This window comes from Vibrio sp. VB16, assembly GCF_015594925.2.
Taxonomy (GTDB): Bacteria; Pseudomonadota; Gammaproteobacteria; order Enterobacterales; family Vibrionaceae; genus Vibrio.
This window is the reverse complement of sequence record NZ_CP087590.1, coordinates 845,556-869,649: the sequence shown is the minus strand read 5'-3', so window position 1 is coordinate 869,649 and position 24,094 is coordinate 845,556. Positions and strand designations below refer to the sequence as shown.

The window sequence follows — 24,094 nt, the reverse complement described above, 5'->3', positions numbered from 1 at the left end:
AATTCTGGTGCAAAAAGCAGCACGAATTAGATTTCATTCACTTTTTTGCGATATTATTAAATATTTTCTAACCATAGCCCTGATTAGTGATTTTATTCACAATTAACGGTTGCTTTTTTTAACGATACTGGCAAATTGTGCATATTGCTGTAACGGAATTTAATAGGGATTTTTATTTATGTGTTCAATATTTGGCATTTTAGACATTAAAAGCGATGCCGCGGCTCTACGTCCAATAGCGTTAGAAATGTCGAAAAAACTTCGTCACCGAGGCCCAGATTGGTCTGGTATTTACGCTTCAGACAAAGCGATTCTCGCGCACGAACGTTTATCTATCGTTGGCCTCAATAGCGGCGCTCAGCCTCTGTACAGCCCAAACAAAAAACACATATTGGCCGTTAATGGTGAGATCTATAACCACAAAGAAATTCGCGCAAAATACGCAGATAAATATGATTTCCAAACAGATTCAGATTGTGAAGTCATTCTTGCTTTGTATCAAGAGCTTGGTGAAGAATTACTCGAAGAGCTGAACGGTATTTTCGCGTTTATTCTTTATGACGAAGAAAAAGACACCTATTTAATCGGTCGTGACCACATTGGTATTATTCCTATGTATCAGGGCTTTGACGAACATGGTAACTACTTTATCGCGTCCGAAATGAAAGCATTGGTACCTGTATGTAAAACGATCAGCGAATTCCCTCCAGGTAGTTACTACGGTTCTGATAACGCTGAACCTCAACGTTATTATGAACGTGATTGGATGGATTATGATGCAGTCAAAGACAATGTTTCAAGCAAAGAAGAGCTAACTCAAGCGTTAGAAGATGCGGTGAAGCGCCAACTAATGACTGACGTTCCTTATGGTGTTCTTCTTTCTGGTGGTTTAGATTCTTCGATTACTTCAGCAGTAGCAAAACGATTCGCAGCTATGCGTATTGAAGATGACGAGAAGTCAGCGGCTTGGTGGCCTCAATTGCACTCATTTGCAATTGGGTTAGAAGGCGCTCCCGATCTTATCGCTGCACGCGAGGTAGCTGATAAGCTCGGCACAGTACACCACGAAATGACTTATACGGTTCAAGAAGGTATCGATGCCATTCGTGATGTTATTTATCACATTGAAACCTACGATGTCACGACTATCAGAGCATCAACTCCGATGTTCCTATTAGGTCGTAAAATCAAAGCTATGGGTATCAAAATGGTACTTTCTGGTGAAGGTGCTGATGAAATATTTGGTGGTTACTTATACTTCCATAAAGCACCTAACGACAAAGAAATGCATGAAGAGCTTGTGCGTAAACTACTCGCCCTAAACATGTTCGATTGTGCTCGTGCAAACAAGTCACTAGCGGCTTGGGGTGTTGAAGGACGAGTTCCTTTCTTAGACAAAGAATTTATTGATGTTGCAATGCGTATCAATCCAAAAGATAAGATGTGTGGCAACGGTAAAATGGAGAAACACATTCTTCGCGAGTGTTTCGAAGAATACCTACCAGAATCCATCGCTTGGCGCCAGAAAGAACAATTTTCTGATGGTGTCGGATATGGCTGGATTGACTCGCTAAAAGAACTTGCTGAAGAGAAAGTTACCGATCAGCAATTGGAGAATGCCGCATTTAGATTCCCATACAATACGCCAGCGACAAAAGAAGGCTATATGTACCGTGAGATCTTTGAAGAGCAGTTCCCTCTGCCATCAGCGGCAGAGTGTGTACCTGGTGGCCCTTCTATTGCCTGCTCTTCAGCGAAAGCAATTGAGTGGGATGAGACATTCAAAAATATGGCCGACCCTTCTGGGCGCGCTATACAGGCGGTTCACAACGATTCTTACTAACATTAAGCAGCGTAAATTTGTTATCACGTTGGCAATCGTTCCTCTGACCATTTAATATATTATCAATCGTGATGATAGCGACACAAAAAAGCCTGTTATAATTAACAGGCTTTTTAACATCATGTTAAACGCTATTTTAGCTCAATATCTTTGTTATCCACCGACACGGGGATAGTTTGATTCATCAAGGAAATGAGCAAAATTGAACGTTTGTCGCCATCAGGCTCTTTATAAATCGCTTCAACACCAACAAAATGCCCTTCTGTAATGACGACTTCTTGTCCCGTTTCAGGCAACGTAACACTGCGGTACAACACTGAGTTCTGTTCGAAGTCTTTAAGCTCACTAATCAAGTTACTATGTACTTCAACAGGATAACTGCCTCGACGAATAAAATCCACAACACCTCTCGTAGAGCGTACCGTTGTAAAACTCGGCCCATCTTCATAATCAAAGTCCACAAACATATACGATGCGAAAAGCGGTTCTGTCACCATTTTCCGTTTGCCACGAACTACTTTCTCAATTTCAACCACGGGGTAGTAACATTCTACACCTTGATTTTCCAAATGGCTTTTCGCTCTTGCTTGATCGCCTCTCTTACAGTAGAGAAGATACCAACGCCTCATAAACCTAGCTCTCTTTGAATAATTTTTTTTATGCTAACACTATCTATCGATAGGAAAAACCATCAGCACGCAGAATCACTTTTGGGTACTCAAATCTTAATCAAGATGTTCTTTATTTAACCTAAATTCGAACTATTTGGTGTTAACTAAGGTACGGAGTCACCAGTTCAGCCATCATTTGGATATGATCATCATCGTCATTTAAACAATCAATATAACGAAATTCTTCACCACCAGCCTCAACAAATATCTCTTTGCACTCTTGGGCGATTTCTTCCAAGGTTTCTAAACAATCACATGAGAATGCTGGCGTTACTATATCGAGAGTCTTAACCGAATGATCAGCTAATGACTTCAACGTCGCATCGGTATAGGGCTTCAACCACGCTTCTTTACCAAAACGAGACTGATAGCTCATCCCTATTTGTTGTTCAGTTAATCCAAGCGCCTTAGCAAGCAATTCGGTCGTTTTTTCACAATGTACCGGATATATATCGCCGCTATCAGCATATCGTTGAGGAATACCATGATAAGAACAGAGTAGGTAATCTCCCTGGCCATTATCTTGCCAGTGAGCGCGTATTTTATTTGCTAATGCAGATATATAGAGAGGATGATCGTGATAATCGTTAATCAATGTATTTTGAGGGTTATTTTCTAACGTTGAGAACGTTTTATTTTTTGCGTCTTCTACCGCAGCTGTTGTCGTTCGAGAATATTGAGGATAGAGCGGTAAGATAATTATCTGTTCTGCACCTCGTTGTTGAAGTGCTTCAATCCCCGATAACATGCTTGGGTTCCCGTAAGTCATACCCAGCTCGACTGGAATGCCCAGCTTTTGCTCCAGCTTACTTACCTGATTTTTGGAGTGCACCATGAGCGGTGAGCCATCATCGGTCCATATGCTCTTATAAAGCTTGGCAACCTTTGGCGTTCGTACTGGCAGTATTACCCAATGCAATAGCGGACACCATAGCCAGCGGTTCATATCAACAACACGATGATCGTGTAAAAACTGGCTTAGAAATTTCTTAACCGCTGCCGGAGTTGGCGCGTCAGGCGTTCCTAAGTTAACAATTAACACACCTTTATTTGAATTCAATTCCATCCGAAAATACTTATTTTTATAATCAATGAGCGTTGACATAGCTTAGCCTGTCACATTAACTTAAACAAAGATTTCTTGCTCGCACTGTTAGAATGAACATAAAAACGTAGAACGCGTTTTAAAACGAAATTTAAAAATAGACACATACAAAAAAAACCGACTCAAATGTCGGTTTTTTTTATTTCTTTTTTACTTAACAACACTGCAATTAAGAAAGGGCGGCTTCTAGCTCTGCACTTACTGCAGCCACTTTTTTGGTCCCATCAAACTTAAGGTAAGTCGTGTTACCAGCCTCAGCTTCTTTTCCATAGTATTGGATAAGAGGAGACGTTTGGTCATGGTATACACCAAGGCGAGCACGTACTGTATCTTCATGATCATCATCACGGATAACAAGATCTTCGCCCGTTACGTCATCTTGGCCTTCAACCTTCGGCGGATTGAATACAACGTGGTATGTACGGCCAGAAGGTAAATGAGCACGACGACCTGCCATACGTTCTACAATGACACTATCAGCTACATCAATTTCGATTACATAGTCGACGGCAACGCCCAACTCTTTAAGACCATCCGCTTGTGGGATAGTGCGAGGGAAACCATCGAGTAGAAAACCTTTTTCACAATCAGCTTGAGCGATACGTTCTTTGATTATGCCTAAGATTATTTCATCCGAAACAAGCTGTCCTGCATCGATAACCGCTTTAGCAGCTTTACCCATCTCAGTACCTGCTTTGATAGCTGCACGTAGCATATCACCTGTAGAGATCTGCGGAATCCCGTATTTCTCCATGATGAATTGAGCTTGTGTTCCCTTACCAGCACCTGGGGCACCGAGTAGAATAATGCGCATGACATGTCCTCTTTATTTTAATTTATACCGAAGCTCACAGTGCTTCTTTTTAGCCAGCGAGTAACGATGAGTTTGGGTATAATATTTATGATTTTCATTAATTATGAAGCCCGCGATTCTAGCACAGAATGCGGGCTCGTTGTGTAGTTTACGGGTTAACCGAGATCTATTCTCTTACACCTTAGTCAAAAGTGTGTTGATAGCCCCTAAGAATTGAGTTGGGTCTTCCATTGCTCCACGTTCAGATAACATCGCCTGCCCAAGTAACACCTCGACCCAACGGCCAAATGCTTCTTCATCAGCCTCATCAGCCATGCGCTTAACCAGTTCATGCTCAGGGTTAATTTCGAAGATATATTTCACTTCCGGTACATCTTGACCCGCCGCTTCTAATAGCTTCGCCATCTGAGTACCCATTTCGAAATCGTCTGTCACAACAACCGCGGGAGTATTGGCAAGTTTGAACGTTGTACGCACTTCTTTAACACGACCACCTAAGTAGTTTTTAGTACGATCAACAACTGATTTAAATTCTTCCTCAGCCTCTTTTTGCTTCTCTTTTTCTGCTTCATCTTCAAATTTACTAAGATCAAGCCCTGCTTTAGTAATAGACTGGAATGTTTTACCATCAAACTCAGTAAGGTAGTTCATTAGCCATTCATCCATGCGATCACACATAAGAATAACTTCGATTCCCTTCGTTTTAAACTGCTCTAGATGCGGGCTGTTTTTGGCCGCTGCATAGCTATCAGCAGTGAGGTAAAAGATTTTGTCTTGCTCTTCTTTCATACGCTCAACATAAGAAGCCAGTGACACCGTTTGATCCGCAGAATCGACTTCTGTTGAAGTGAAGCGCATCAACCCACCAATCTTCTCTTTATTAGAAAAGTCTTCTGCTGGACCTTCTTTCAGCACTTGACCAAACTCTTTCCAGAACGAAAGATATTTTTCTTCATCATTCTTAGCAATGCGCTCAAGCATCGTCAATACACGCTTAGTACAAGCATTACGTAATGTTTGCGTCACTTTGTTATCTTGAAGTATCTCACGGGATACATTCAGAGGTAGATCATTTGAATCAACAAGACCACGAACAAAACGCAGATACGTCGGCATAAACTGCTCTGCATCATCCATAATAAATACGCGTTGTACGTAGAGTTTTAGACCACTTTTATGATCTCGATTCATCATATCCCAAGGTGCTTTAGCCGGGATATAAAGCAAGCTGGTATAGTCGTTTTTACCTTCCACTTTATTGTGCGTCCACACGAGTGGATCAACAAAATCATGAGAAACATGCTTGTAGAACTCTTTGTATTCCTCTTCATCGATATCAGATTTATTCCGAGTCCAAAGTGCTTGAGCTTTATTTATTTGCTCCCACTTACCTTCTTCTTTCTCGTTACCTTCTTCATCTTTTTCTTTCGTCCAGATAGAAACGGGAATACCAATGTGATCAGAATACTTACCAATAACATCACGTAAACGCCATTCTGATAGAAACTCCTCACCATCTTCACGCATGTGAAGAATTATATCGGTACCTCGAGACTCTTTTTTGATAGTTTCGATGGTATATTCACCTTCGCCAGAAGAGTGCCATTGAACGGCCTCTTCCGTGCTAGAACCGGCTACACGAGTACGTACAGTAACGGAATCAGCGACAATAAATGCAGAATAGAAACCGACACCAAATTGACCAATGAGTTGTGAATCTTTACTTTGGTCTTCAGAAAGATGTGAGAAAAACTCTGCCGTACCCGACTTTGCTATCGTCCCTAGGTGTTCGATAACGTCTTCACGACTCATACCAATACCATTATCGGAAACCGTTAATGTTTTCGCTTCAGCATCAAACGCTAACTTTACTCCAAGATCGGCATCACCTTGATACAAATCTCCATTCGATAAGGCTTGAAAGCGAAGTTTATCGGACGCATCCGACGCATTTGAGATTAACTCACGTAAGAAAATTTCTTTATTTGAATAAAGTGAGTGAATCATTAGGTGAAGTAATTGTTTTACTTCCGACTGAAAACCACGAGTTTCTTTGTCTTGTATTGCTGTTTCGCTCATTTTAACTCCATTCGTTTTAGGTTCACTTAGCAAACTGGCTTAAGCGCCATTCGCTGTTGAGTTTATTAATTAGACTTAAATAGTGCCTATTGATGGCTAATAGATAGGGTTCGCAATTGTAAATTCAAGGTCAAGTTTCATAAAAACAGTGTTTTTTACAAACATTTTTGTTTATTCTGCGCTAAGTTTTTATCAAAATTTGTAAAACTCTTATATCATTAGTCTAGTGAATATATGCATATTCTAGACATTCCACTTTTTATTCAATCACTTAAGGTGTAAAAGATAATCAATGAGTAGCGTAGGTACCAAATTTCTTCTGGCACAACGATTTGTATTTGATCCGAACAACAACTCCATTATCGATAAAATAGATGGTAATGAACTAAGTCGTTTAGGTAGTAATGAAAGTCGAATACTGTTGCTTTTTTGTGAACGCCCAAATCAGATCATAACTCGCGATGAACTCCATGAGTTTGTCTGGAGAGATCAAGGATTTCAAGTTGATGACTCTAGCCTGACTCAAGCTATTTCTACACTAAGAAAAGTGCTACTAGATTCAACCAAAGCGCCAAAGTTTGTCAAAACCGTGCCTAAACGGGGCTATCAGTTTATTGCAAATGTAGAGAAAACTATTCCGTTATCATCGAGCATCGAAGAAATTAGTCAAGAGAACACTGAAGACATCGTTTTTTCATCGGATAAAGTGTTCAAAGATGCCATTGAAACCGAGGCTGATCAAACGCACATCAAACCCATCGTGGACGAGCAACCTATATCGACCTCGAATAAGCAGGAACGATTGATAACGAAGGTAATTCTTATCATTGCAGCGCTACTACCCATTTTTGTTTATATGGCAATTGAGCCTGCAAAATCTAATTTTAAATTAATTGATACGGTCGAAAACATACCATTGCGTACAACAGAGAATCACCCACCATTAGATGATTGGCAACCACTGATTAACAAATGTGTCTCTGCATATGTTGCCGGGCATAAGCACAAGCCGATAGAGATTATCGTTACTGCTGGGCCTAACAATAACTTAATCATGAATTATGTTCATTCTGAGTCAAATACATCGGAAAACATTACCATTCAGCTTATCGCAAAGCAGCAAGATATATCCGCTTTGTGTAAGAATTAGGAGTAGAACATGATCAATCAAAAATACGCCTATGTTGTACTCACTCTTTCAGTGATTTTTAGCTCTTGGCTATACTTCGGTTCAGACCTCAAATTAGAAAAAGAACTGACATCCCGAGAGTGGCAATCGACCATGAACAGCTATGTCTCACCCGAATTACAAAATAACGATACCAATAGACTTGGTATTTTGACCAAGGTTTATGTCAGCAGCAATGTTAAGTATTTACCCAACGGAACGTATCTACGAGTATCTCGTCTCACAATGTTCGAGAAAAAGGACCAAGTCACTTCGGTTATGAATATCTCTGAAACGGGGCAATGGGAACTGAGTGATAATTACTTGCTGATCAACCCAAAGGAATTTAAGGAAACATCGACGAATACGAGTGTCGATTTTACCGAAGAGCAATTAGGAATAGTAAAAACACTGTTTATCATGGACGCAGAACAGAGTCGTAGAGTGGATGTTATCAATACGAAAGCCATATTGCTTACTAGCCTAAATCATGGCTCACGTATTCTCTCTTCAAACTAATAATTTATGCTTTAACTGATATTCAAAGTGCCACTTCTACGGTTTAGAGAAGTGGCGCTCTTTTTAATACCATTCCCTTTAAAATCAAACACTAACTTGCTTTAAGACCACATCAGCAAATGACAGTACTTTAAAGGTCTTTTCTTCATAAAGGCCATAGCTTGCAACATATCCACCTTTAGGGAAGGTAATAGAGCCGGGATTGAAGATAATCTGATCGGCCACTTTTTCCGCAATAGGTAGATGAGTGTGTCCATGTGCGATCACATCTCCTACCTTTAACGGTGGTCTATTTTCTCTATTGTAATTATGACCATGGGTTAAGAATATTCGAACGCCACCGTCAAGCAAGACCCATGCATTAGCCTCAAGCATTGGAAATTGAAGTAACATTTGATCTACCTCACTATCGCAATTGCCGCGTACCGCGATTATTTCACGGCTATATTCATTTAGTCGCTCAGCAACTTGTGCAGGTTGATACCCATCAGGGACAGGATTTCTTGGGCCATGATTTAAAACATCGCCTAAAATTATCAAATGGTCGGCACCAGACTGTCGGTATTTATTTAGCATAAGCTCTGTTGCAGGCAAGGCACCATGCAGGTCAGAAGCAAAAAACAATTTCATGACGTTTTATCTCTTATTTACGCGTCTAAAGCCATACCATTAACAACAATATTGTTGTAGCTCACCATGCCAATTACTTTACCATCCTCTATCACTGGTGCGCGACTTACGCCAAAACGCTCAAAGAGACGAGCACAATACTTCACATTCATATCCGGGTCGACAGAGAGAGCAGGTTTCGTCATGATTTCATAGATATTAGTCCGCTCAACTGACCTATTTTGCGCCAATACTTTTTTCGCTACATCGTTCATCAACACAATGCCGTATTCATCATCCTCATTCCGCTTATTTACAACAAGTGCTTTTACAACATGTAACCTCGCCAATCGAATACCTTCTTTGACCGTTGTTATTCCATCAACCATGACATAAGAATTTGCCATTACATCTCGAACTCTAACAACCTTGTGCTGATTCATAGCTCTTCCTCTACGACTTTCGTTAATGTCTCTATCTGATGAGCAACCCCCACGGCATCTTCAATATCAATCTGTATTGCGATGCCCTGCCCTGACTCTTGATCAAATTCGCCTACAGTATTAATGGTCTCCAGTATGTGTCTCGATAAATGTTCTTCCACCACGAACAAAAGAACATCTTTTTGAACCTCTAACGTAAGACCAAAGAAAGTGGTTTTTTGATTTAGCCCTTCCCCTCTAGCATTGTTAATAACGGTAGCACCAGTAGCGCCTGCTAAGCGCGCAGCATCTAAAACTGTATCTGTCTTTGTGTCTTCCACAAATGCGATTATTAGTTTAAAGCGCATTCTCATTCTCCTTAGAAACAGATCTTGCATTTAACCATTGAGTAATTTGGGCATAAGCCATGACTGAAATAATTGGGAATAAACTTGCAAACGCAATTAAGCCAAAACCATCTATAACAGGATTTCTTCCTGGAACAGTAGAAGCAAGGCCTAAACCCAATGCAGTAACCAATGGTACGGTCACTGTCGATGTTGTTACACCACCTGAATCATAGGCTAATGGCACTATCATTTTAGGGGCAAAATTTGTTTGTATAATCACCACGATATAACCGACCATGATGTAATAATGTATAGGATCACCAACGACGATTCGATAACTCCCCAAAGATATCCCGATGGCGACACCCAACGCCACCGCAATACGTAAGCCATTAACACTAATCGAACCACCTGAAACTTGATTTGCTTTGATAGCAACAGCAATCAAAGATGGTTCGGCAATGGTGGTACTAAATCCAATCGAAAACGCAAAAAGATATACCCAATAATAATCAATCCAGCTCAGTGACTCTGTGAGGTTGTCTTTAAAAGAGTAAAGAAACTCAGGCGCGGTTAATTGCTCAGCCATCGTTTCACCCAATGGAAATAGCGCCAACTCTAACCCTAACAAAAATAGGGATAGTCCCAAAATGACGTAAAAGAAGCCAAGAATGACACTGGTTAGATTAGCAATCGGCTTTCTAAGCACAACTAACTGGAACCCGAAAATAATGGTCGCGATTGGGATAACATCGAGTACCGTTCCAGTAAAAGTATCGACAAATTGAGAGACATTAATCATGCCAATACCATCCCATATACCATAACAAACATCATAGGAAGCAAAGAGGCAAAAGCTATCAATCCGAAGCCATCAAGCATTGGATTTCGTCCCTTGATAGACGACGCTAATCCAACCCCTAATGCCGTTACCAATGGTACTGTAATGGTAGACGTCGTTACTCCTCCGGAGTCATACGCGATGCCGATAATAGTTTCGGGTGCAAACCAAGTTAGAATAATTACTCCTATATAGCCACCTGTAATCATAATATGAATAGGCCAGCCTTTAAGAATACGAACGACACCGATGACAATCGCAAGTCCCACCGAAAGCGCAACGGTGATTCTAAGTCCATTCGCATAATCGTCCATTTCTTCTATGGTTTGTGCAATGACACCACCTTTCGCAGCAACTTCAGCGGCTTCTTGCGCAACCGCCGTCAAAGCGGGTTCCGCTATCGTGGTTCCAAAGCCTAAACAAAACGCGAATAAAATTAACCAAAAAACACTACCTTTACGGGCAAAAGATTGAGCCATACTTTCCCCGATGGGAAATAGCCCCATATTTAAACCAAAAATAAAGAAGGTGAGCCCGAGGACAACAAATAGTAAGCCCAAAAGAATAGACATTATGTTTGGAAGAGGCTCTTGCAGGACAACGAGTTGAAAAAAAGCGATAACGATGATGATAGGGAGAAGATCACGCAGGCTTCCAAGCATCGCTTTAAATAATGCTAACAATGCTTTCATGGCGCCTCCCTTTAGAATATTCTCTTATTCTTATGTTGGGCAAAAGTTAAAATCACGTCCACAACTATCTCTTTTATTTTACAAAAATGAGATATTTAACTAAAGCTCAGGGTATTTAGTTTGATCCAGATCTGTCGATCTCAAATAAAATTAACCACGAAAGATCAACAGACCTTGGCAACTTGGGTATATAATTAGAGCTCAAAAGTCATTCGCTAAGGAGGGCACATGCAAATATTGCTAACTGGTGGGACAGGTTTTATCGGTTCAGAATTGGTCAAACAACTATCGACACATCAAATTGTACTTCTCACTCGAAATATCGCCGCAGCAAAATCTAAACTCCAACATGCTGACTTAGGCAACATCACCTATATCGATAGCCTAGATGATTACAATAATTTTAATGATATTGACGCCGTAATTAATCTTGCTGGGGAACCCATTGCAGGAAAAAGGTGGAGTCACAAACAAAAAAAAGCGATATGCAACAGCCGCTGGTCTATCACAGAAAAGCTCGTTGAGCTCATTCACGCAAGCACCAATCCCCCCGCAACCTTTATCAGTGGGTCCGCGGTTGGTTATTACGGCGATCAACAAGGTCACTCTTTTGATGAATCCTTGAGTGCCTACCATGAGGGATTTACTCATCATGTTTGCTCTACATGGGAGTCCATTGCCAAACAAGCTAAGTCCGAATCTACCCGCGTATGTATCGTTCGAACTGGATTAGTTTTAGGCATCAAAGGAGGCGCACTCCCCTTGATGCTACCGGCGTTTAAGTTTGGTGCCGGAAGTCGCTTAGGTAATGGCAAACAATATATGCCTTGGATACATATATTGGACATGGTTAAAGGTCTTCTTTTTCTGTTAGACACTCCACATGCTAGTGGTTACTTTAATTTTAGCGCTCCTCATCCTATAGCCAACGCAGAATTTAGTAAGTGCTTAGCCTCAACAATACATCGACCACTATTACTCGCGACACCGAAATGGTTTTTTAACCTTGTCATGGGCGAATCATGCTGCCTTCTTTTCGATAGTATTCGAGCAAAACCCAAACGTCTAACTGAGCTAGGGTTTAACTTCACTTACTCTAGACTCGAGCCCGCAATGAAAGCGTTACTACAGCGTTGACGGTGCAACAAACATTCATCAAATTTATTCAGAGAAAATAGATTAACACTATGTCAAAAACAATTCTTATCACAGGGTGCTCTTCGGGCATTGGCTATGTTTGTGCCCACGCATTGAAGAAAGAAGGGTTTAATGTGATCGCTTCATGTCGAAATGAAGCTGATGTACAAAGACTTACCACAGAAGGCTTAACCTGCATCCAATTAGATCTCAATGATCCGGAGAGCATTTCAAGAGCGGTACTGAAAACAATGCGCCTATGTGATCACAAACTCTATGCGCTTTTTAACAATGGTGCCTATGGCCAGACAGGTGCACTTGAAGACCTACCTGTGCAAGCGCTCAAAGAACAATTCCAAAGTAATTTCTTTGGTTGGCACCAACTTGTGTGTGAAATATTACCTTATATGCGAAAGCAGGGAGTTGGGCGCATTGTTCAAAATAGCTCTGTACTTGGCTTCGCCGCCATGAAATATCGTGGCGCATACAATGCATCTAAATTTGCGGTTGAGGGATGGAGTGATACCTTACGTTTAGAGTTATTCGATACGGATATCAAAATAAGTATTATTGAACCCGGACCGATAGAGACACAATTTCGGGCAAATGCTTTATTAAAGTTTCAGCAATGGATCGATGTAGACAACAGTGCACATAAAAGTGCTTACCAAGTTCAACTGGCAAGGTTAGCCGATACAAAATCCAAAAACACATTCGCTCTACCTGCCGAATCAATAATAGAACCACTATTAGATGCGCTAAGATCGCGACAACCAAAGCTACGATATCGAATCACGACACCAACCAAAGTGTTTGCCATATTAAAACGAATAATGCCAGGACGATGGCTAGACGCAATACTTAGAAAAGCAGCGTGAAGATGATAAATCATACTAAATAAATAATTATTACCTTTTTTTGTTCAAAATACTCTCGAATTTGATAAGGCTGTCATGTTTCTGTAATACAATGTATATACCATTACTACGATGGTAAATACCATACAGACTTTTAAGCGTTACATTCGGTGAAGACAATGACATTGAACCAACTAAATTGGATTGGTGTGGGTGTTGCGCTACTGTTTATTTTAACGCTGTAGCGCCCTCCCCCAGAGTTTGAACAAAAAAACGTCCACATTGGACGTTTTTTTGTTTCTTAAGGATTGCCACTCTTGATATTAGACCTTCATACCCCTATTTAAAGAGAAACAATATTAATTAAGGACATCGCATGCAACCTGAGAATATCGTAGAGTTGAACGAACAAAATTTTCGACAAGTTTTAGAGCAATCTGTTCAACATCCTGTTCTCATCCACTTTTGGGCACCAATGAGCCCAGAAAGCACCGAGATAATCCCAGCGTTACAAACATTGACTCAACAGTATAAAGGCGCATTTACTCTCGCGCTGCTCAACTGTGAACAAGAACAAGCGATCTCAAGTCAATTTGGTGTGCAAGCACTTCCTACTATTGCCCTTTTTATGAATGGCCAGCCCGTAGACGGATTAGGTGGACCTCAAACCATTGAAGCCATAAAGGAAATGCTAAGTAAGCATTTGCCAAGCCAAGACGAATTAACATTAAAAGAAGCACAAGAAAAACTGCAAGCAGGTGAACACGAACTCGCGCTATCTTTAATCAATACCTTATCGGAAGATCTAAAAATAAGGGGAGATATAAAACTTGCCACCGTCGACTGCCTAATAGGAACCCTACAATTTGAACAAGCAAAAACATTGCTTGCTCATATCCCATTAGAATATCAAGACAATTACTATAAAGGTTTAGTCGCAAAATTAGAGTTACATGATCAAGCCGCTGATAGCCCAGAAATACAAGCTTTAGAAAATCGCCTTAGCCAAAATCCACTCGATGCAGCAGTGGCCATTGAGCTCGCATTACAATATCACCAAGTTGCTAGAAGTGAAGAGTCATTAGCGCTGCTGTGGTCATTTCTAGTAAAAGACCTAAATGTAGCGGATGGCGAAATGAAAAAGTCGTTTATGGATATACTTTCCGCTTTAGGTCAAGGAAACAGCACCGCAGCGAAATACCGTCGACAACTATACTCATTACTCTACTAAATCGGATTAAATAACTCACTCTTCTCAATGAAACTTGTTGGCTATCTCTGAAGCGAATTTTCACATTCGCGAAGAATAGCCCGCAAGATGCCTTAATCGAGGTCTATACTTTGATATTCTGGCAAAATAATAATACCAAAGCAGCTTAATACTTGAAGTTGTGGCGCAAGCAGGCATATTTTAAGGCTGAATAATTTTATTATTGTTCAACAGACTATGGGTTGTTGAACTTTCGTGGTTAAATTTTCTTCGAAATAAAAATAAAAAGGATATAACATGGCTTTAGATGTACTTATTACCATTGCGGTCTTAATCGTGGTCACCGTTGCTTTTATAGCCGCTGGTGTTAAAACGGTTTCTCAGGGGAGTAACTGGACGATTGAACGATTTGGACGTTACACCCACACGTTGAAGCCAGGCCTGAACTTAATCATCCCGTTTGTTGACAGTGTAGGATCAAAAATCAGCATGATGGAACGAGTACTTGATATTCCGGCGCAAGAGGTGATTTCTAAAGATAACGCCAATGTCACCATTGATGCCGTTTGTTTTGTACAAGTCGTCGATGCAGCAAAAGCGGCCTATGAAGTCAACGATCTCGAACATGCTATCAGAAACCTAACCCTCACCAATATTCGTACTGTTCTCGGCTCTATGGAGCTAGATGAAATGTTGAGTCAAAGAGACATGATCAACATTAAACTTCTCTCGATCGTCGATGAGGCAACCAACCCTTGGGGCGTAAAAGTCACCCGCATCGAGATAAAAGACGTACAGCCACCAGCGGATCTCACTGCCGCGATGAATGCTCAAATGAAAGCGGAACGAAATAAGCGCGCAGATGTTCTTTCAGCTGAAGGTGTCCGTCAGGCTGAAATTCTCAAGGCTGAAGGTCATAAGCAGTCTGCTATTTTAAGAGCTGAGGGTGAAAAACAAGCGGCTATTTTGCAGGCTGAAGCGCGTGAACGTTCTGCTGAAGCCGAAGCTAAGGCAACCGAAATGGTATCGAACGCTATTGCGCAAGGCGATATGCAAGCGGTAAATTACTTTATTGCACAAGGTTATACCGACGCTCTTAAATCGATTGGGCAAGCAGAAAATAGTAAGATAATCATGTTACCTCTAGAGGCATCGGGCTTAATGGGCTCTATTGCAGGCATTACTGAGATGTTCAAGCATCAAAAAGATGAGAAGTAAGAATACATGTTGATAGAACTACTCAGCCAAGTTAACCACTGGCATTGGATAGCGTTTGGGCTTGTGTTGCTTTCAGGTGAACTCATTGGTACTGCTGGATATTTCTTATGGTTAGGCATATCCGCTATATTGGTCGGCATCTTATTTGCGTTATTGCCGATGAGCTGGCAGTTACAATGGATTACGTTCGCAAGTTTTTCATTAGTAACAACTTGGGGATGGTGGCGGTATCAGTTTAAAAAGGATGTGCAGTCAGAGGCCAATAGTTCACTTAATCAAAGAGAAAAGCAGTTAGTTGGCAAGATAACAAGGCTTGAAGAAGACGTACAAGAAGGAAACTGTCGTATCCGACTGGGTGATACCACCTGGTCGGCTCGAACCCATAAAGACATCGCCGCTGGGACGCTAGTCAAGGTCGTTGATGTGGATGGTATTGTCGTTACCATCGAGCCAGTCTAAAACGTTAAACCATGGGCTTTAATGAGCAAATTAAAGCCCATCATACAGGTTCAGCTTCAAACTGTATGATGTGGTTGAAAATAACTCAACAACTGATTACGATTTTAAATCGTCCATGATTGGACATGCATTACCAGAATCTCCAGGGCACTCCGCTACCCACTTTTCTAACTGGTTTTTTATCACCGTCAGCTCATCCAATTTTGCGTTCACTTCTAACAATTTTTCTTCTGCACGCATTTTTACTTCAGCGCTCGTCGTTTCTGAATTGCTCGCTAAATGAACTAAAGCTTTGCATTCTTCTAGTGTAAAGCCGACTCTTTTTGCTCTCGCGACAATCAATAACTCCTCGATATGAGAGTCACTGTATTGACGGTATCCATTAACTGAACGTACTGGAGCCGAGATCAACCCTTTGTCTTCATACAATCGAATAGATTTTGAAGATAACTGAGTCGCTTTCGAAACTTGACTAATATTCATCATATTTAACAACTCCAATGAAAAGTAATAGAGACTGTAGTTTATCTCTTACTGGTTCATATATGAATACTAAAAAAGCCAGGAGTAAAATCCCTCCTAGCTTTTTTGATAAATTAACGATTTTTATTTAACTGAAAATGGTATCGTCAACAATAATTTATAGTCTGTTTCATCGTTAAACGCGTTACTGTAAGGAGCCCAATCACCTGCATCAGAATCATTATAATACTGGGTATAATGCATACTAATATTCGCATCTTTTAATGCACCCTGTTGGATTGCGTAATTAGCAAATAAACTAAAAGAGTATTCAACTAATTCATCGTAGCCTTCGGCTTTCGAACCCGCTCCTGCCGCAGTGCTTATTCCAGCATCAAATCCTTTACCTCCGATATCAGAAAAATCACGAGATACAGATAGAAATCCTGCAAGTTCGCCATCATGATTAAAATCTGAACGATTATTCCACCATACGTCATAAGCACCGTTTGACCCACCATACTCGCTGGTTAAACGATAACTCATATTGCCCACGCTGTTTTTATCTTTCGATTCAGCGTCAGTATAAATCATGTCAGCACGAAAAGAATATTGACCAAACGTTTGAGATGAAATGAGAGCAAGTTGAAATGCAGTGTCGTTGTATTGTTCACTATCATCGACAATATACAATTGCGGCGACAGGTACAGACCATTATCAGTCGTATTTTTAACTTTAATATGTAGGTTCTTACGATCACCATCGGTTAAACCACCATAACCAAAATCTAGTATAGTCCCACTGTCTAAGACATAGTTTGCACCAACAGAGTATACCGTGCCAGCATCTTCACCATCCGTAGTACGAAAGCCATAGGTGTTTTTAAACCAAGGCGCTTTATATTCATCGGCGATTACTAGCCCCACATTTAATGCACCAAACTCATACCCAATTTCACCACCAAGATAAGTACCAGGGGCAAAAGTCCAATTAACACCTAGACTAGTAGGCACCGAAGGCTGAAAATAGCCTAACTTTGCGCTCCCTGTTTCTCCAAACTTAAATTTAAGATTTGCTGTAGAAAAAGAAGCTCCGTTGTCAGTACAATCGCTCCATACAGCCTCGCACGAGTCGTTACTAGGTTCTTTATCGTAAGGGTTATTGACACCCCAAAAGTTCATTTCATGATCGGCACCGCCGTTCTGCCACATATCAAAAGTACTGTAGATAACGGCATCTAGTCCGACTGTTTCACCGATATAGCCAGAATGAAAACCTAAGTTCGCAAATATGGATCCATGATCTAAATTAGTTTGTTTTTTTGTATCTTCTCGATCAGTTTCGTCGTATCCAGCTCGGTCACGGGCGCGCATCCAAAACGCAACACTGCCACTAATAGTTGAGTCAGCAAAGAACTTTGAAGCTTGTTTAGCGTACTCAGGACCGAGCGGGTCATTAGCAGATACCGGTGTAGAAGCAATAAAACCCATAATTGTGAGAGTTATAGCAGATACTTTAAATATTTTTTCCATAGGAAACTCCTAAAAACATAGCTGTATTTGTATTTTTTTGTCTTTAGTTTGCTGCCGAAAACCAGAAAAAACGATCCGTCAACTGAACGTGTTATGACAGCGTTAAAGTCAAAAACTTCGTAATGAGGATAAATCACACTCACGGAGCTGAGACTAACTTCGCGACGAGAATTATCAAATCAAAACACGCTATTTAATTACAATTATACGAGCAATACCCAACTTTTAAAAGTTACGTGACTTTGCTTCAAAAGCAAAAATATATAAAATTAAATCGAAAATAAACAGACAGTTAGGCATATAACAACAAAAACAAAAAGCAAGATGCTAACTTTATTCATACTTGTCGAATATTTTAAATTGAGTAAATTACCACTAGATTTTAATGAGTTAATTTTTATTAAAAAAAAAGCACCTATTGCAGGTGCTTATATGATTAATCAGTTTTCAATTACACGTTAAGTAAATCCACAAGCGCCTGCTCATCAAGAATCTCTATCCCTAGTTCTTGTGCTTTTGTTAATTTAGAGCCTGCGGCTTCACCGGCAAATAGAATATCCGTTTTTTTCGATACGCTACCCGTAACCTTGGCTCCGAGTGCCTGTAGTGCTGCTTTTGCGTCATTTCGATTCAGCTGCGAGAGTGACCCGGTTAACACGACGACTTTACCTGCAAGAGGTTGAGGCACATCCTCTGATAGTTCTTCAATCTCGGTCCAATGGACACCTTGTTTGAGTAGATCAGCAATGACTAACTGGTTTTTTTCTTGCTTGAAAAAGTAAACAACATGTTTGGCAACGATGTCTCCAACATCTGAAACTTCGATCAACTGCTCCAATGTGGCATCTTGGACTGCTGGTAAGGTTTTAAAATGCGCCGCTAGGTTTGCTGCCGTTGCTTCCCCGACCTCCCTAATACCTAATGAGTAAAGAAACCTTGCTAAGGTTGTTTCTTTTGAGGCTTGTAATGCATTAACCACATTTTGAGCGGACTTTGGCCCCATACGTTCAAGAACCGTCAATAACCCTGCTGAGAGCTTAAAAAGATCCGCTGGAGAGTCGACCATTTCTTTGTCAACAAGCTGCTCGATCACTTTCACCCCTAGCCCATCAACATCAAGCGCCTTACGAGACACAAAGTGTTTTAATGCCTCTTTACGCTGTGCCTGACAAACCAACCCACCGCTACAACGAGCAACGGCTTCTCCCTCTATTCTCTCCACGGAAGAATGACAGACAGGACAAGCCGTTGGAAAAATAATTTCGCTGGCATCATCCGGTCTCCGATCTAAAACCACGCTGGTGATCTGTGGTATGACATCCCCTGCCCGACGAATAATAACCGTGTCACCGATCTTGATACCTAATCGTTCTATCTCATCTGCATTATGTAATGTTGCATTACTAACGGTCACACCACCAACGAATACGGGTTCAAGTTTCGCCACAGGTGTTATTGCCCCAGTTCGTCCAACCTGGAACTCAACATCATTAAGCTTAGTGAGCTCTTCTTGCGCTGGAAACTTATACGCGATAGCCCAACGAGGCGCTCTTGCGACAAAACCAAGTTGCTCTTGAGTCTCAATATCATCGACTTTGATAACCACACCGTCGATTTCATAAGCTAGCGCTTCTCTTCGTTGCAAAATATCTAGGTAATAGGCCTTTACCGCATCGAGAGTGTCCAACTGACTGGTTTCAGGGCACATAGGCAGCCCCCAGCCTTTCAGTTGAAGAAAACGGTCGTAGTGACTGCCTTCAAGCTCACCACCTTCTATAACACCAACGCTGTAAGCATAAAAGTTTAAGGGTCTCTTCGCTGTGATACGAGAATCCAATTGTCTTAGGCTTCCTGCGGCCGCATTTCTCGGGTTGACGAAAGGTTTGGTGCCAAATTTAAGTGCGTCTTGATTAAGTTTTTCAAATCCCGCTTTAGGCATAAACACTTCACCGCGAACCTCTATTCGAGTAGGCCAACCTTCCCCCTGAAGTATCAAAGGAATCGCCGTTATAGTTCGAACATTTTCGGTGATATTTTCCCCGGTATTTCCATCTCCCCGAGTAGCAGCCTGAACCAACACACCGTTTTCATATAATAGGCTAACCGCTAACCCATCGAGTTTCGGTTCACAACAAAAGGTTTTGATTTCATGGCCGGTTACTCGGTCATCCATTCTTTTTTTAAACGCATCTAACTCATCATCGCTGAACGCATTGTCGAGCGATAGCATGGGGATTTCATGCTTAACTTGGGTAAAACCTTCTAGCGGCGATCCACCCACACGTTGGCTTGGTGAATCGATTGAAACTAATTCGGGATGCTGCGCTTCTATATCCAGAAGCTCTCTCATCAAGCGGTCATATTCAGCGTCTGGCACCTGAGGATCATCCTCAACATAATATTTTACGCCGTGATAATGCAATTCTTGTTTAAGTTGAAAGAGTCTTTCTTCGACCGACTGAGGCATGTTTTTTTTCCTAATCCCGTTTTTTCTTCTCAATAGTATAAAAAAGGGCCCCATCCGGAACCCTGTTTTATCACACTTCTTTCTGGGCACTACGAGCCTTAAATGCTCTTATTTGATTATGAAAACTCAATAGCTTATCCGGTGTCATGAGGTTTCGTTGTTCATCGAGAACATTGCCACCTAAATCGTCCGCGATCTGTTGGGCGGTTCTTAACATCACTTTAAAATTCTGATCCGCTTCACCAAAACCAGGTAAGGTCATAAAAAACGAGATGCCTTTAGTGGTAAAGGTTGCTGGGTTATCGTGTTTTAGCGTACCTGGGTGCATCATATTCGCAACACTGAAAAGTACTTTCCCTGTTCCCGAAATATCATTATGGCGGTGGAAGATATCCATTTCTCCATAAAGCAATCCATTTTGTTGCATACTATCAAACAGCTTTGTCCCAACAAACGGTTCGTCACCCGAGCAATGAACATTGATAACGATAACCTGCATTTTATCGTCTTCTTCACTTTCTTCTGCTAATTCTGGGGAGTCGTCCACTTCATTTTTCGTCGGCGTGAGCTTAGGTTCACTTTGTTCATAAAGCGATTTTTTAGGTTTAAAAATAACCTCATCTTCACCATCGGTAAATATGACTTTTTCCTCTAACGGAGCATCAATATCATCATTTAAGATGACGTGAGGAAAATCATCAGCCTCGACGCTTCTATTTTGTGCCGAAAGTTCTTCTTCGACGTCAAGAGGGTCATCAACACCGAGTGGATCATGAGAAAATCGTCTATCAACACCAAAAGCCGCTTCTTTTTTATCTACTAAGACGACGTCAAAATCATCATCAGAAACCACCGGAGACGTTTCTAAACGATCGCTATCAATGACAGATTTTTCTGCGAATTTGCTTTTTCTCTCTTTCTTACTCGTCCAAAGCCCATGAAAAAGAAGTGCGGCTATGGCTAGCGCACCAACTATAATGAGTACTAATCGCAATTCCTGCATTGTTCACTCTCTGCTGTATCTGATGAAAAAATCAACATCAAATTGAATATAATTCGGTTAATCTACCTACTTTACCAAAAGTGTATGAAGTTTTTGAATAAATTAATACGTGTAGTTGCCAAGACCATGTGACAGCTACCACGATTTTCTCATTTTGAAAGTTTCATAACCCATAGGTACAATACCTTTCTAACATTTCACAAAGAGAAATAAAAATGAAACAGAGTGGCTTTGGCTATTTTTCCCAAGGAATGAAACTAGCTTTAACTCCCGGTATTCGCAGATTTGTTCTTTTCCCCTTGCTGGCTAACATACTTTTAGTCGGTAGCGCCCTTTTTTACCTGTTCACCCATCTTAACGATTGGATAACAGGATGGATATCCTATATACCAGATTGGCTATCCTGGCTATCGTATCTATTATGGCCAGTACTGACCATTACTATTTTAGGTACTTTTTCCTATATCTTTAGTACGTTAGCAAACTTAATTGCTGCGCCTTTTAATGGATTACTGGCGGAAAAAGTCGAAGAAAAACTTTGTGGCAAGTTAGACAGTGACCAAAACCTCATTAGTATTATTAAAGATACCCCGCGTATTATTGCTCGTGAACTACAAAAAATCGTCTATTTCCTACCTAAAGCGATTGGACTATTTATCTTATTATTTATACCTGCTTTAGGCCAAACAATAGGCCCGATACTCTGGTTTATCTTCTCTGCATGGGTAATGGCTATTCAATATTGTGATTATCCTTTTGATAACCACAAAGTATCATTTCACGAAATGCGCCAAGATCTTAAGCAGAATCAATCCAAAGCGTATGGTTTTGGCGTTTGTGTCGCATTCTTTACCGCTATACCTATATTAAACTTGTTCGTTATGCCAATTGCAGTATGCGGCGCGACGGTGATGTGGGTAGAAGAGTTTAAAGATAAGCACTAAAAATTATGACGATAATTCGAACGTTCATTAATATGTTATAACTTTTGGGTCTTTTTGGTTTTTTTAATAGGGCTTATTATTCTTAACAACAACACAACATATGAAATCGCGTGTAGAAAAGGACAACTATAAATGAGCAAAATTTTTGAAGATAACTCTCTAACAATTGGTAACACTCCTCTTGTTCGTCTTAACAGAGTAAGTGGTGGCAATGTTTTAGCCAAAATAGAGTCTCGCAATCCAAGCTTTAGTGTTAAAGACCGAATCGGTGCAAACATGATTTGGGAAGCAGAACAGTCTGGCAAATTGAAAGCGGGAGTGGAACTTGTCGAACCAACAAGTGGTAACACAGGTATTGCTCTAGCATTTGTTGCTGCAGCACGCGGATATAAAATAACCTTAACAATGCCAGAATCAATGAGCCTTGAGCGTCGTAAGCTTCTAAGAGCACTCGGTGCAAAACTAGAGTTAACTGAAGCAGCCAAAGGTATGAAAGGCGCGATAGCCAAAGCAGAAGAAATTGTTGCAAGCGACCCTGCAAAGTACCTTCTCCTTCAACAATTCAATAATCCAGCAAACCCAGCCGTTCACGAACAGACGACTGGACCTGAACTTTGGGACGCCACTGACGGTGAAATAGATGTATTTGTAGCTGGCGTTGGGACGGGCGGTACCATCACCGGCACCGCACGCTACTTCAAAGGCAAAGACAAGGCGGTTACTTCGATTGCTGTTGAACCTGCAGAATCTCCAGTGATTGCCCAAGCGTTAGCCGGTGATGATATCCAACCTTCCCCACATAAGATTCAGGGTATCGGTGCGGGTTTTATCCCTGAAAACCTAGATCTGTCGTTGATTGACCGCGTTGAGTCCGTCACATCTGATGAAGCGATTGAAATGGCTCGCCGATTGATGGAAGAAGAAGGCATTCTTGCTGGTATTTCATCGGGTGCAGCCGTTGTAGCAGCGAACCGCATTGCCGCATTACCTGAATTCAAAGGTAAGACGATTGTGACCGTATTACCGAGTTCTGGTGAACGCTACCTTAGTACGGCTCTATTTTCCGGATTGTTTACAGAAAAAGAAAACGCGCAGTAAATTTGTAATAAAAGTGTGCTTAAATCAAATTTTGCGTTAAAAAAGCCCCTTTATGGGGCTTTTTTGTTGATCCCTGTAAATCGTTTGGTACTATCGGGATATGTTTTATTTTGAAGCTAGAAATAAAACAATATAGATAGAAAATTAAGAGATAAGGTACATTTTAAATACAAATATCTTATTTTACTGGTAAATGGTTTTAAATATGTCTTATTTTTACTCTGTATTTATGAGCAAGACATATCGTTAAGTCAAACTAGTACTTAAACAATAAATAAATAAATCGATTGGGGTAATATCACATGTATCAAAAACAAGTAGAAATCACTGCGGAAAACGGTCTTCACACTCGTCCAGCGGCTCAGTTTGTTAAAGAAGCTAAATCATTCGACGCAGATATCACTGTGACTTCTAACGGTAAAAGCGCTAGCGCAAAAAGCTTATTCAAGCTTCAAACTCTAGGCCTAGTTAAAGGTACTGTTGTTACTCTATCTGCTGAAGGCCCACAAGCTCAAGCTGCTGTAGACCACCTAGTAGCACTTATGGATACACTTGAGTAACAGCCAAGCACTCCAAAACACAAGGCCATTTTG

Annotated in this window: 24 protein-coding genes; 11 read left to right on the top strand and 13 right to left on the bottom strand. The window is 40.9% G+C overall.

The annotated features are described in order from the left end of the window. Positions 1–178: 178 nt before the first annotated feature. A complete protein-coding gene (asnB, locus tag IUZ65_RS04230) occupies positions 179–1,843 on the top strand; it encodes an asparagine synthase B (protein WP_195702551.1) in 1,665 nt (554 codons plus the stop codon). Positions 1,844–1,974: 131 nt separating this feature from the next. Here asnB and rfaH read toward each other — a convergent pair whose 3' ends face one another. The 4 genes from rfaH to htpG all read right to left on the bottom strand — a co-directional run bounded on the left by rfaH (position 1,975) and on the right by htpG (position 6,512). Beyond that, positions 1,975–2,472: a transcription/translation regulatory transformer protein RfaH gene (gene rfaH / locus IUZ65_RS04225; protein WP_195702550.1), complete on the bottom strand. Its 498-nt coding sequence runs from the start codon at positions 2,470–2,472 to the stop codon at positions 1,975–1,977. Between the two features lie 142 nt (positions 2,473–2,614). Beyond that, positions 2,615–3,580 carry a ferrochelatase gene (gene hemH / locus IUZ65_RS04220; RefSeq protein ID WP_195702549.1) on the bottom strand — a complete coding sequence of 322 codons (966 nt, stop codon included), beginning with the start codon at positions 3,578–3,580 and terminating at the stop codon, positions 2,615–2,617. Positions 3,581–3,788: 208 nt separating this feature from the next. Beyond that, positions 3,789–4,433, bottom strand: coding sequence for an adenylate kinase (gene adk / locus IUZ65_RS04215; RefSeq protein WP_195702548.1), 645 nt, complete (start codon positions 4,431–4,433; stop codon positions 3,789–3,791). A gap of 174 nt (positions 4,434–4,607) precedes the next feature. After that, positions 4,608–6,512: a molecular chaperone HtpG gene (htpG, locus tag IUZ65_RS04210; protein ID WP_195702547.1), complete on the bottom strand. Its 1,905-nt coding sequence runs from the start codon at positions 6,510–6,512 to the stop codon at positions 4,608–4,610. 292 nt (positions 6,513–6,804) lie between these two features. On the opposite strand from htpG, the gene IUZ65_RS04205 reads away from it, so the two are divergent. Together IUZ65_RS04205 and IUZ65_RS04200 are read left to right on the top strand one after the other, a co-directional pair. Next, positions 6,805–7,662 (top strand): winged helix-turn-helix domain-containing protein, encoded by an 858-nt coding sequence (locus IUZ65_RS04205; RefSeq protein ID WP_195702546.1) that lies wholly within the window; start codon positions 6,805–6,807, stop codon positions 7,660–7,662. 9 nt (positions 7,663–7,671) lie between these two features. After that, positions 7,672–8,199 carry a regulatory protein ToxS gene (locus IUZ65_RS04200; protein WP_195702545.1) on the top strand — a complete coding sequence of 176 codons (528 nt, stop codon included), beginning with the start codon at positions 7,672–7,674 and terminating at the stop codon, positions 8,197–8,199. A gap of 84 nt (positions 8,200–8,283) precedes the next feature. Here IUZ65_RS04200 and yfcE read toward each other — a convergent pair whose 3' ends face one another. The 5 genes from yfcE to IUZ65_RS04175 are packed head-to-tail and all read right to left on the bottom strand — an operon-like array spanning position 8,284 to position 11,113. Next, positions 8,284–8,829 (bottom strand): phosphodiesterase, encoded by a 546-nt coding sequence (yfcE, locus tag IUZ65_RS04195; RefSeq protein WP_195702544.1) that lies wholly within the window; start codon positions 8,827–8,829, stop codon positions 8,284–8,286. A 17-nt stretch (positions 8,830–8,846) separates the two neighbouring features. After that, positions 8,847–9,251, bottom strand: a complete 405-nt coding sequence (locus tag IUZ65_RS04190; protein ID WP_195702543.1) for a CBS domain-containing protein — start codon at positions 9,249–9,251, stop codon at positions 8,847–8,849. Further along, positions 9,248–9,598, bottom strand: coding sequence for a P-II family nitrogen regulator (locus IUZ65_RS04185; RefSeq protein ID WP_195702542.1), 351 nt, complete (start codon positions 9,596–9,598; stop codon positions 9,248–9,250). Before IUZ65_RS04185 ends, IUZ65_RS04190 begins: the two co-directional genes overlap by 4 nt. Then, a complete protein-coding gene (locus tag IUZ65_RS04180; RefSeq protein ID WP_195702541.1) occupies positions 9,588–10,382 on the bottom strand; it encodes a DUF1538 domain-containing protein in 795 nt (264 codons plus the stop codon). Before IUZ65_RS04180 ends, IUZ65_RS04185 begins: the two co-directional genes overlap by 11 nt. After that, positions 10,379–11,113, bottom strand: coding sequence for a DUF1538 domain-containing protein (locus IUZ65_RS04175; protein WP_195702540.1), 735 nt, complete (start codon positions 11,111–11,113; stop codon positions 10,379–10,381). The genes IUZ65_RS04180 and IUZ65_RS04175 overlap by 4 nt, the downstream gene beginning before the upstream one ends. 228 nt (positions 11,114–11,341) lie before the next feature. Here IUZ65_RS04175 and IUZ65_RS04170 point away from each other — a divergent pair, with 228 nt between their 5' ends. From IUZ65_RS04170 to IUZ65_RS04150, 5 genes are all read left to right on the top strand, one after another. After that, entirely contained in the window at positions 11,342–12,250 is a 909-nt protein-coding gene (locus IUZ65_RS04170; RefSeq protein WP_195702539.1) for a TIGR01777 family oxidoreductase, read from the top strand. Positions 12,251–12,300: 50 nt separating this feature from the next. Continuing rightward, the gene (locus IUZ65_RS04165) at positions 12,301–13,128 is read left to right on the top strand and encodes an SDR family oxidoreductase (protein WP_195702538.1); all 828 of its coding nucleotides are present in this window, start codon (positions 12,301–12,303) and stop codon (positions 13,126–13,128) included. Positions 13,129–13,483: 355 nt separating this feature from the next. Beyond that, on the top strand, positions 13,484–14,338 hold the full coding sequence (locus tag IUZ65_RS04160; protein WP_195702537.1) for a co-chaperone YbbN: 855 nt from the start codon (positions 13,484–13,486) through the stop codon (positions 14,336–14,338). 276 nt (positions 14,339–14,614) lie between these two features. Continuing rightward, a complete protein-coding gene (locus tag IUZ65_RS04155; protein ID WP_195702536.1) occupies positions 14,615–15,535 on the top strand; it encodes an SPFH domain-containing protein in 921 nt (306 codons plus the stop codon). A 9-nt stretch (positions 15,536–15,544) separates the two neighbouring features. Further along, complete coding sequence (locus IUZ65_RS04150; protein ID WP_195704991.1) at positions 15,545–15,994, top strand: NfeD family protein; 450 nt, start codon at positions 15,545–15,547, stop codon at positions 15,992–15,994. 96 nt (positions 15,995–16,090) lie between these two features. Here IUZ65_RS04150 and cueR read toward each other — a convergent pair whose 3' ends face one another. From cueR to zipA, 4 genes are all read right to left on the bottom strand, one after another. Further along, positions 16,091–16,477: a Cu(I)-responsive transcriptional regulator gene (cueR, locus tag IUZ65_RS04145; RefSeq protein ID WP_195704990.1), complete on the bottom strand. Its 387-nt coding sequence runs from the start codon at positions 16,475–16,477 to the stop codon at positions 16,091–16,093. A gap of 123 nt (positions 16,478–16,600) precedes the next feature. Then, entirely contained in the window at positions 16,601–17,989 is a 1,389-nt protein-coding gene (locus tag IUZ65_RS04140) for a multidrug transporter (RefSeq protein WP_195702535.1), read from the bottom strand. A 451-nt stretch (positions 17,990–18,440) separates the two neighbouring features. Further along, a complete protein-coding gene (ligA, locus tag IUZ65_RS04135; RefSeq protein WP_195702534.1) occupies positions 18,441–20,456 on the bottom strand; it encodes an NAD-dependent DNA ligase LigA in 2,016 nt (671 codons plus the stop codon). A gap of 70 nt (positions 20,457–20,526) precedes the next feature. Next, the gene (gene zipA, locus IUZ65_RS04130) at positions 20,527–21,459 is read right to left on the bottom strand and encodes a cell division protein ZipA (RefSeq protein WP_195702533.1); all 933 of its coding nucleotides are present in this window, start codon (positions 21,457–21,459) and stop codon (positions 20,527–20,529) included. Positions 21,460–21,674: 215 nt separating this feature from the next. Between zipA and cysZ the strand changes: the two genes are divergently transcribed. The 3 genes from cysZ to IUZ65_RS04115 all read left to right on the top strand — a co-directional run bounded on the left by cysZ (position 21,675) and on the right by IUZ65_RS04115 (position 24,061). Beyond that, positions 21,675–22,403: a sulfate transporter CysZ gene (cysZ, locus tag IUZ65_RS04125; protein ID WP_195702532.1), complete on the top strand. Its 729-nt coding sequence runs from the start codon at positions 21,675–21,677 to the stop codon at positions 22,401–22,403. A gap of 132 nt (positions 22,404–22,535) precedes the next feature. After that, positions 22,536–23,501, top strand: coding sequence for a cysteine synthase A (gene cysK / locus IUZ65_RS04120; RefSeq protein ID WP_195702531.1), 966 nt, complete (start codon positions 22,536–22,538; stop codon positions 23,499–23,501). A gap of 302 nt (positions 23,502–23,803) precedes the next feature. Next, entirely contained in the window at positions 23,804–24,061 is a 258-nt protein-coding gene (locus IUZ65_RS04115) for an HPr family phosphocarrier protein (RefSeq protein ID WP_195702530.1), read from the top strand. The last annotated feature ends 33 nt before the right edge of the window (positions 24,062–24,094 follow it).

What these genes read in the sequence shown, in the direction of transcription:
- IUZ65_RS04185 (WP_195702542.1), bottom strand. Translation starts at nt 9,598, where the DNA reads ATGCGCTTTAAACTAATAATCGCATTTGTGGAAGACACAAAGACAGAT.
- cysZ (WP_195702532.1), top strand. Translation starts at nt 21,675, where the DNA reads ATGAAACAGAGTGGCTTTGGCTATTTTTCCCAAGGAATGAAACTAGCT.
- cueR (WP_195704990.1), bottom strand. Translation starts at nt 16,477, where the DNA reads ATGAATATTAGTCAAGTTTCGAAAGCGACTCAGTTATCTTCAAAATCT.
- zipA (WP_195702533.1), bottom strand. Translation starts at nt 21,459, where the DNA reads ATGCAGGAATTGCGATTAGTACTCATTATAGTTGGTGCGCTAGCCATA.
- cysK (WP_195702531.1), top strand. Translation starts at nt 22,536, where the DNA reads ATGAGCAAAATTTTTGAAGATAACTCTCTAACAATTGGTAACACTCCT.
- IUZ65_RS04160 (WP_195702537.1), top strand. Translation starts at nt 13,484, where the DNA reads ATGCAACCTGAGAATATCGTAGAGTTGAACGAACAAAATTTTCGACAA.
- IUZ65_RS04190 (WP_195702543.1), bottom strand. Translation starts at nt 9,251, where the DNA reads ATGAATCAGCACAAGGTTGTTAGAGTTCGAGATGTAATGGCAAATTCT.
- asnB (WP_195702551.1), top strand. Translation starts at nt 179, where the DNA reads ATGTGTTCAATATTTGGCATTTTAGACATTAAAAGCGATGCCGCGGCT.
- IUZ65_RS04165 (WP_195702538.1), top strand. Translation starts at nt 12,301, where the DNA reads ATGTCAAAAACAATTCTTATCACAGGGTGCTCTTCGGGCATTGGCTAT.
- IUZ65_RS04170 (WP_195702539.1), top strand. Translation starts at nt 11,342, where the DNA reads ATGCAAATATTGCTAACTGGTGGGACAGGTTTTATCGGTTCAGAATTG.
- hemH (WP_195702549.1), bottom strand. Translation starts at nt 3,580, where the DNA reads ATGGAATTGAATTCAAATAAAGGTGTGTTAATTGTTAACTTAGGAACG.
- IUZ65_RS04205 (WP_195702546.1), top strand. Translation starts at nt 6,805, where the DNA reads ATGAGTAGCGTAGGTACCAAATTTCTTCTGGCACAACGATTTGTATTT.
- adk (WP_195702548.1), bottom strand. Translation starts at nt 4,433, where the DNA reads ATGCGCATTATTCTACTCGGTGCCCCAGGTGCTGGTAAGGGAACACAA.
- htpG (WP_195702547.1), bottom strand. Translation starts at nt 6,512, where the DNA reads ATGAGCGAAACAGCAATACAAGACAAAGAAACTCGTGGTTTTCAGTCG.
- IUZ65_RS04175 (WP_195702540.1), bottom strand. Translation starts at nt 11,113, where the DNA reads ATGAAAGCATTGTTAGCATTATTTAAAGCGATGCTTGGAAGCCTGCGT.
- IUZ65_RS04140 (WP_195702535.1), bottom strand. Translation starts at nt 17,989, where the DNA reads ATGGAAAAAATATTTAAAGTATCTGCTATAACTCTCACAATTATGGGT.
- IUZ65_RS04115 (WP_195702530.1), top strand. Translation starts at nt 23,804, where the DNA reads ATGTATCAAAAACAAGTAGAAATCACTGCGGAAAACGGTCTTCACACT.
- IUZ65_RS04180 (WP_195702541.1), bottom strand. Translation starts at nt 10,382, where the DNA reads ATGATTAATGTCTCTCAATTTGTCGATACTTTTACTGGAACGGTACTC.
- rfaH (WP_195702550.1), bottom strand. Translation starts at nt 2,472, where the DNA reads ATGAGGCGTTGGTATCTTCTCTACTGTAAGAGAGGCGATCAAGCAAGA.
- ligA (WP_195702534.1), bottom strand. Translation starts at nt 20,456, where the DNA reads ATGCCTCAGTCGGTCGAAGAAAGACTCTTTCAACTTAAACAAGAATTG.
- IUZ65_RS04200 (WP_195702545.1), top strand. Translation starts at nt 7,672, where the DNA reads ATGATCAATCAAAAATACGCCTATGTTGTACTCACTCTTTCAGTGATT.
- IUZ65_RS04155 (WP_195702536.1), top strand. Translation starts at nt 14,615, where the DNA reads ATGGCTTTAGATGTACTTATTACCATTGCGGTCTTAATCGTGGTCACC.
- yfcE (WP_195702544.1), bottom strand. Translation starts at nt 8,829, where the DNA reads ATGAAATTGTTTTTTGCTTCTGACCTGCATGGTGCCTTGCCTGCAACA.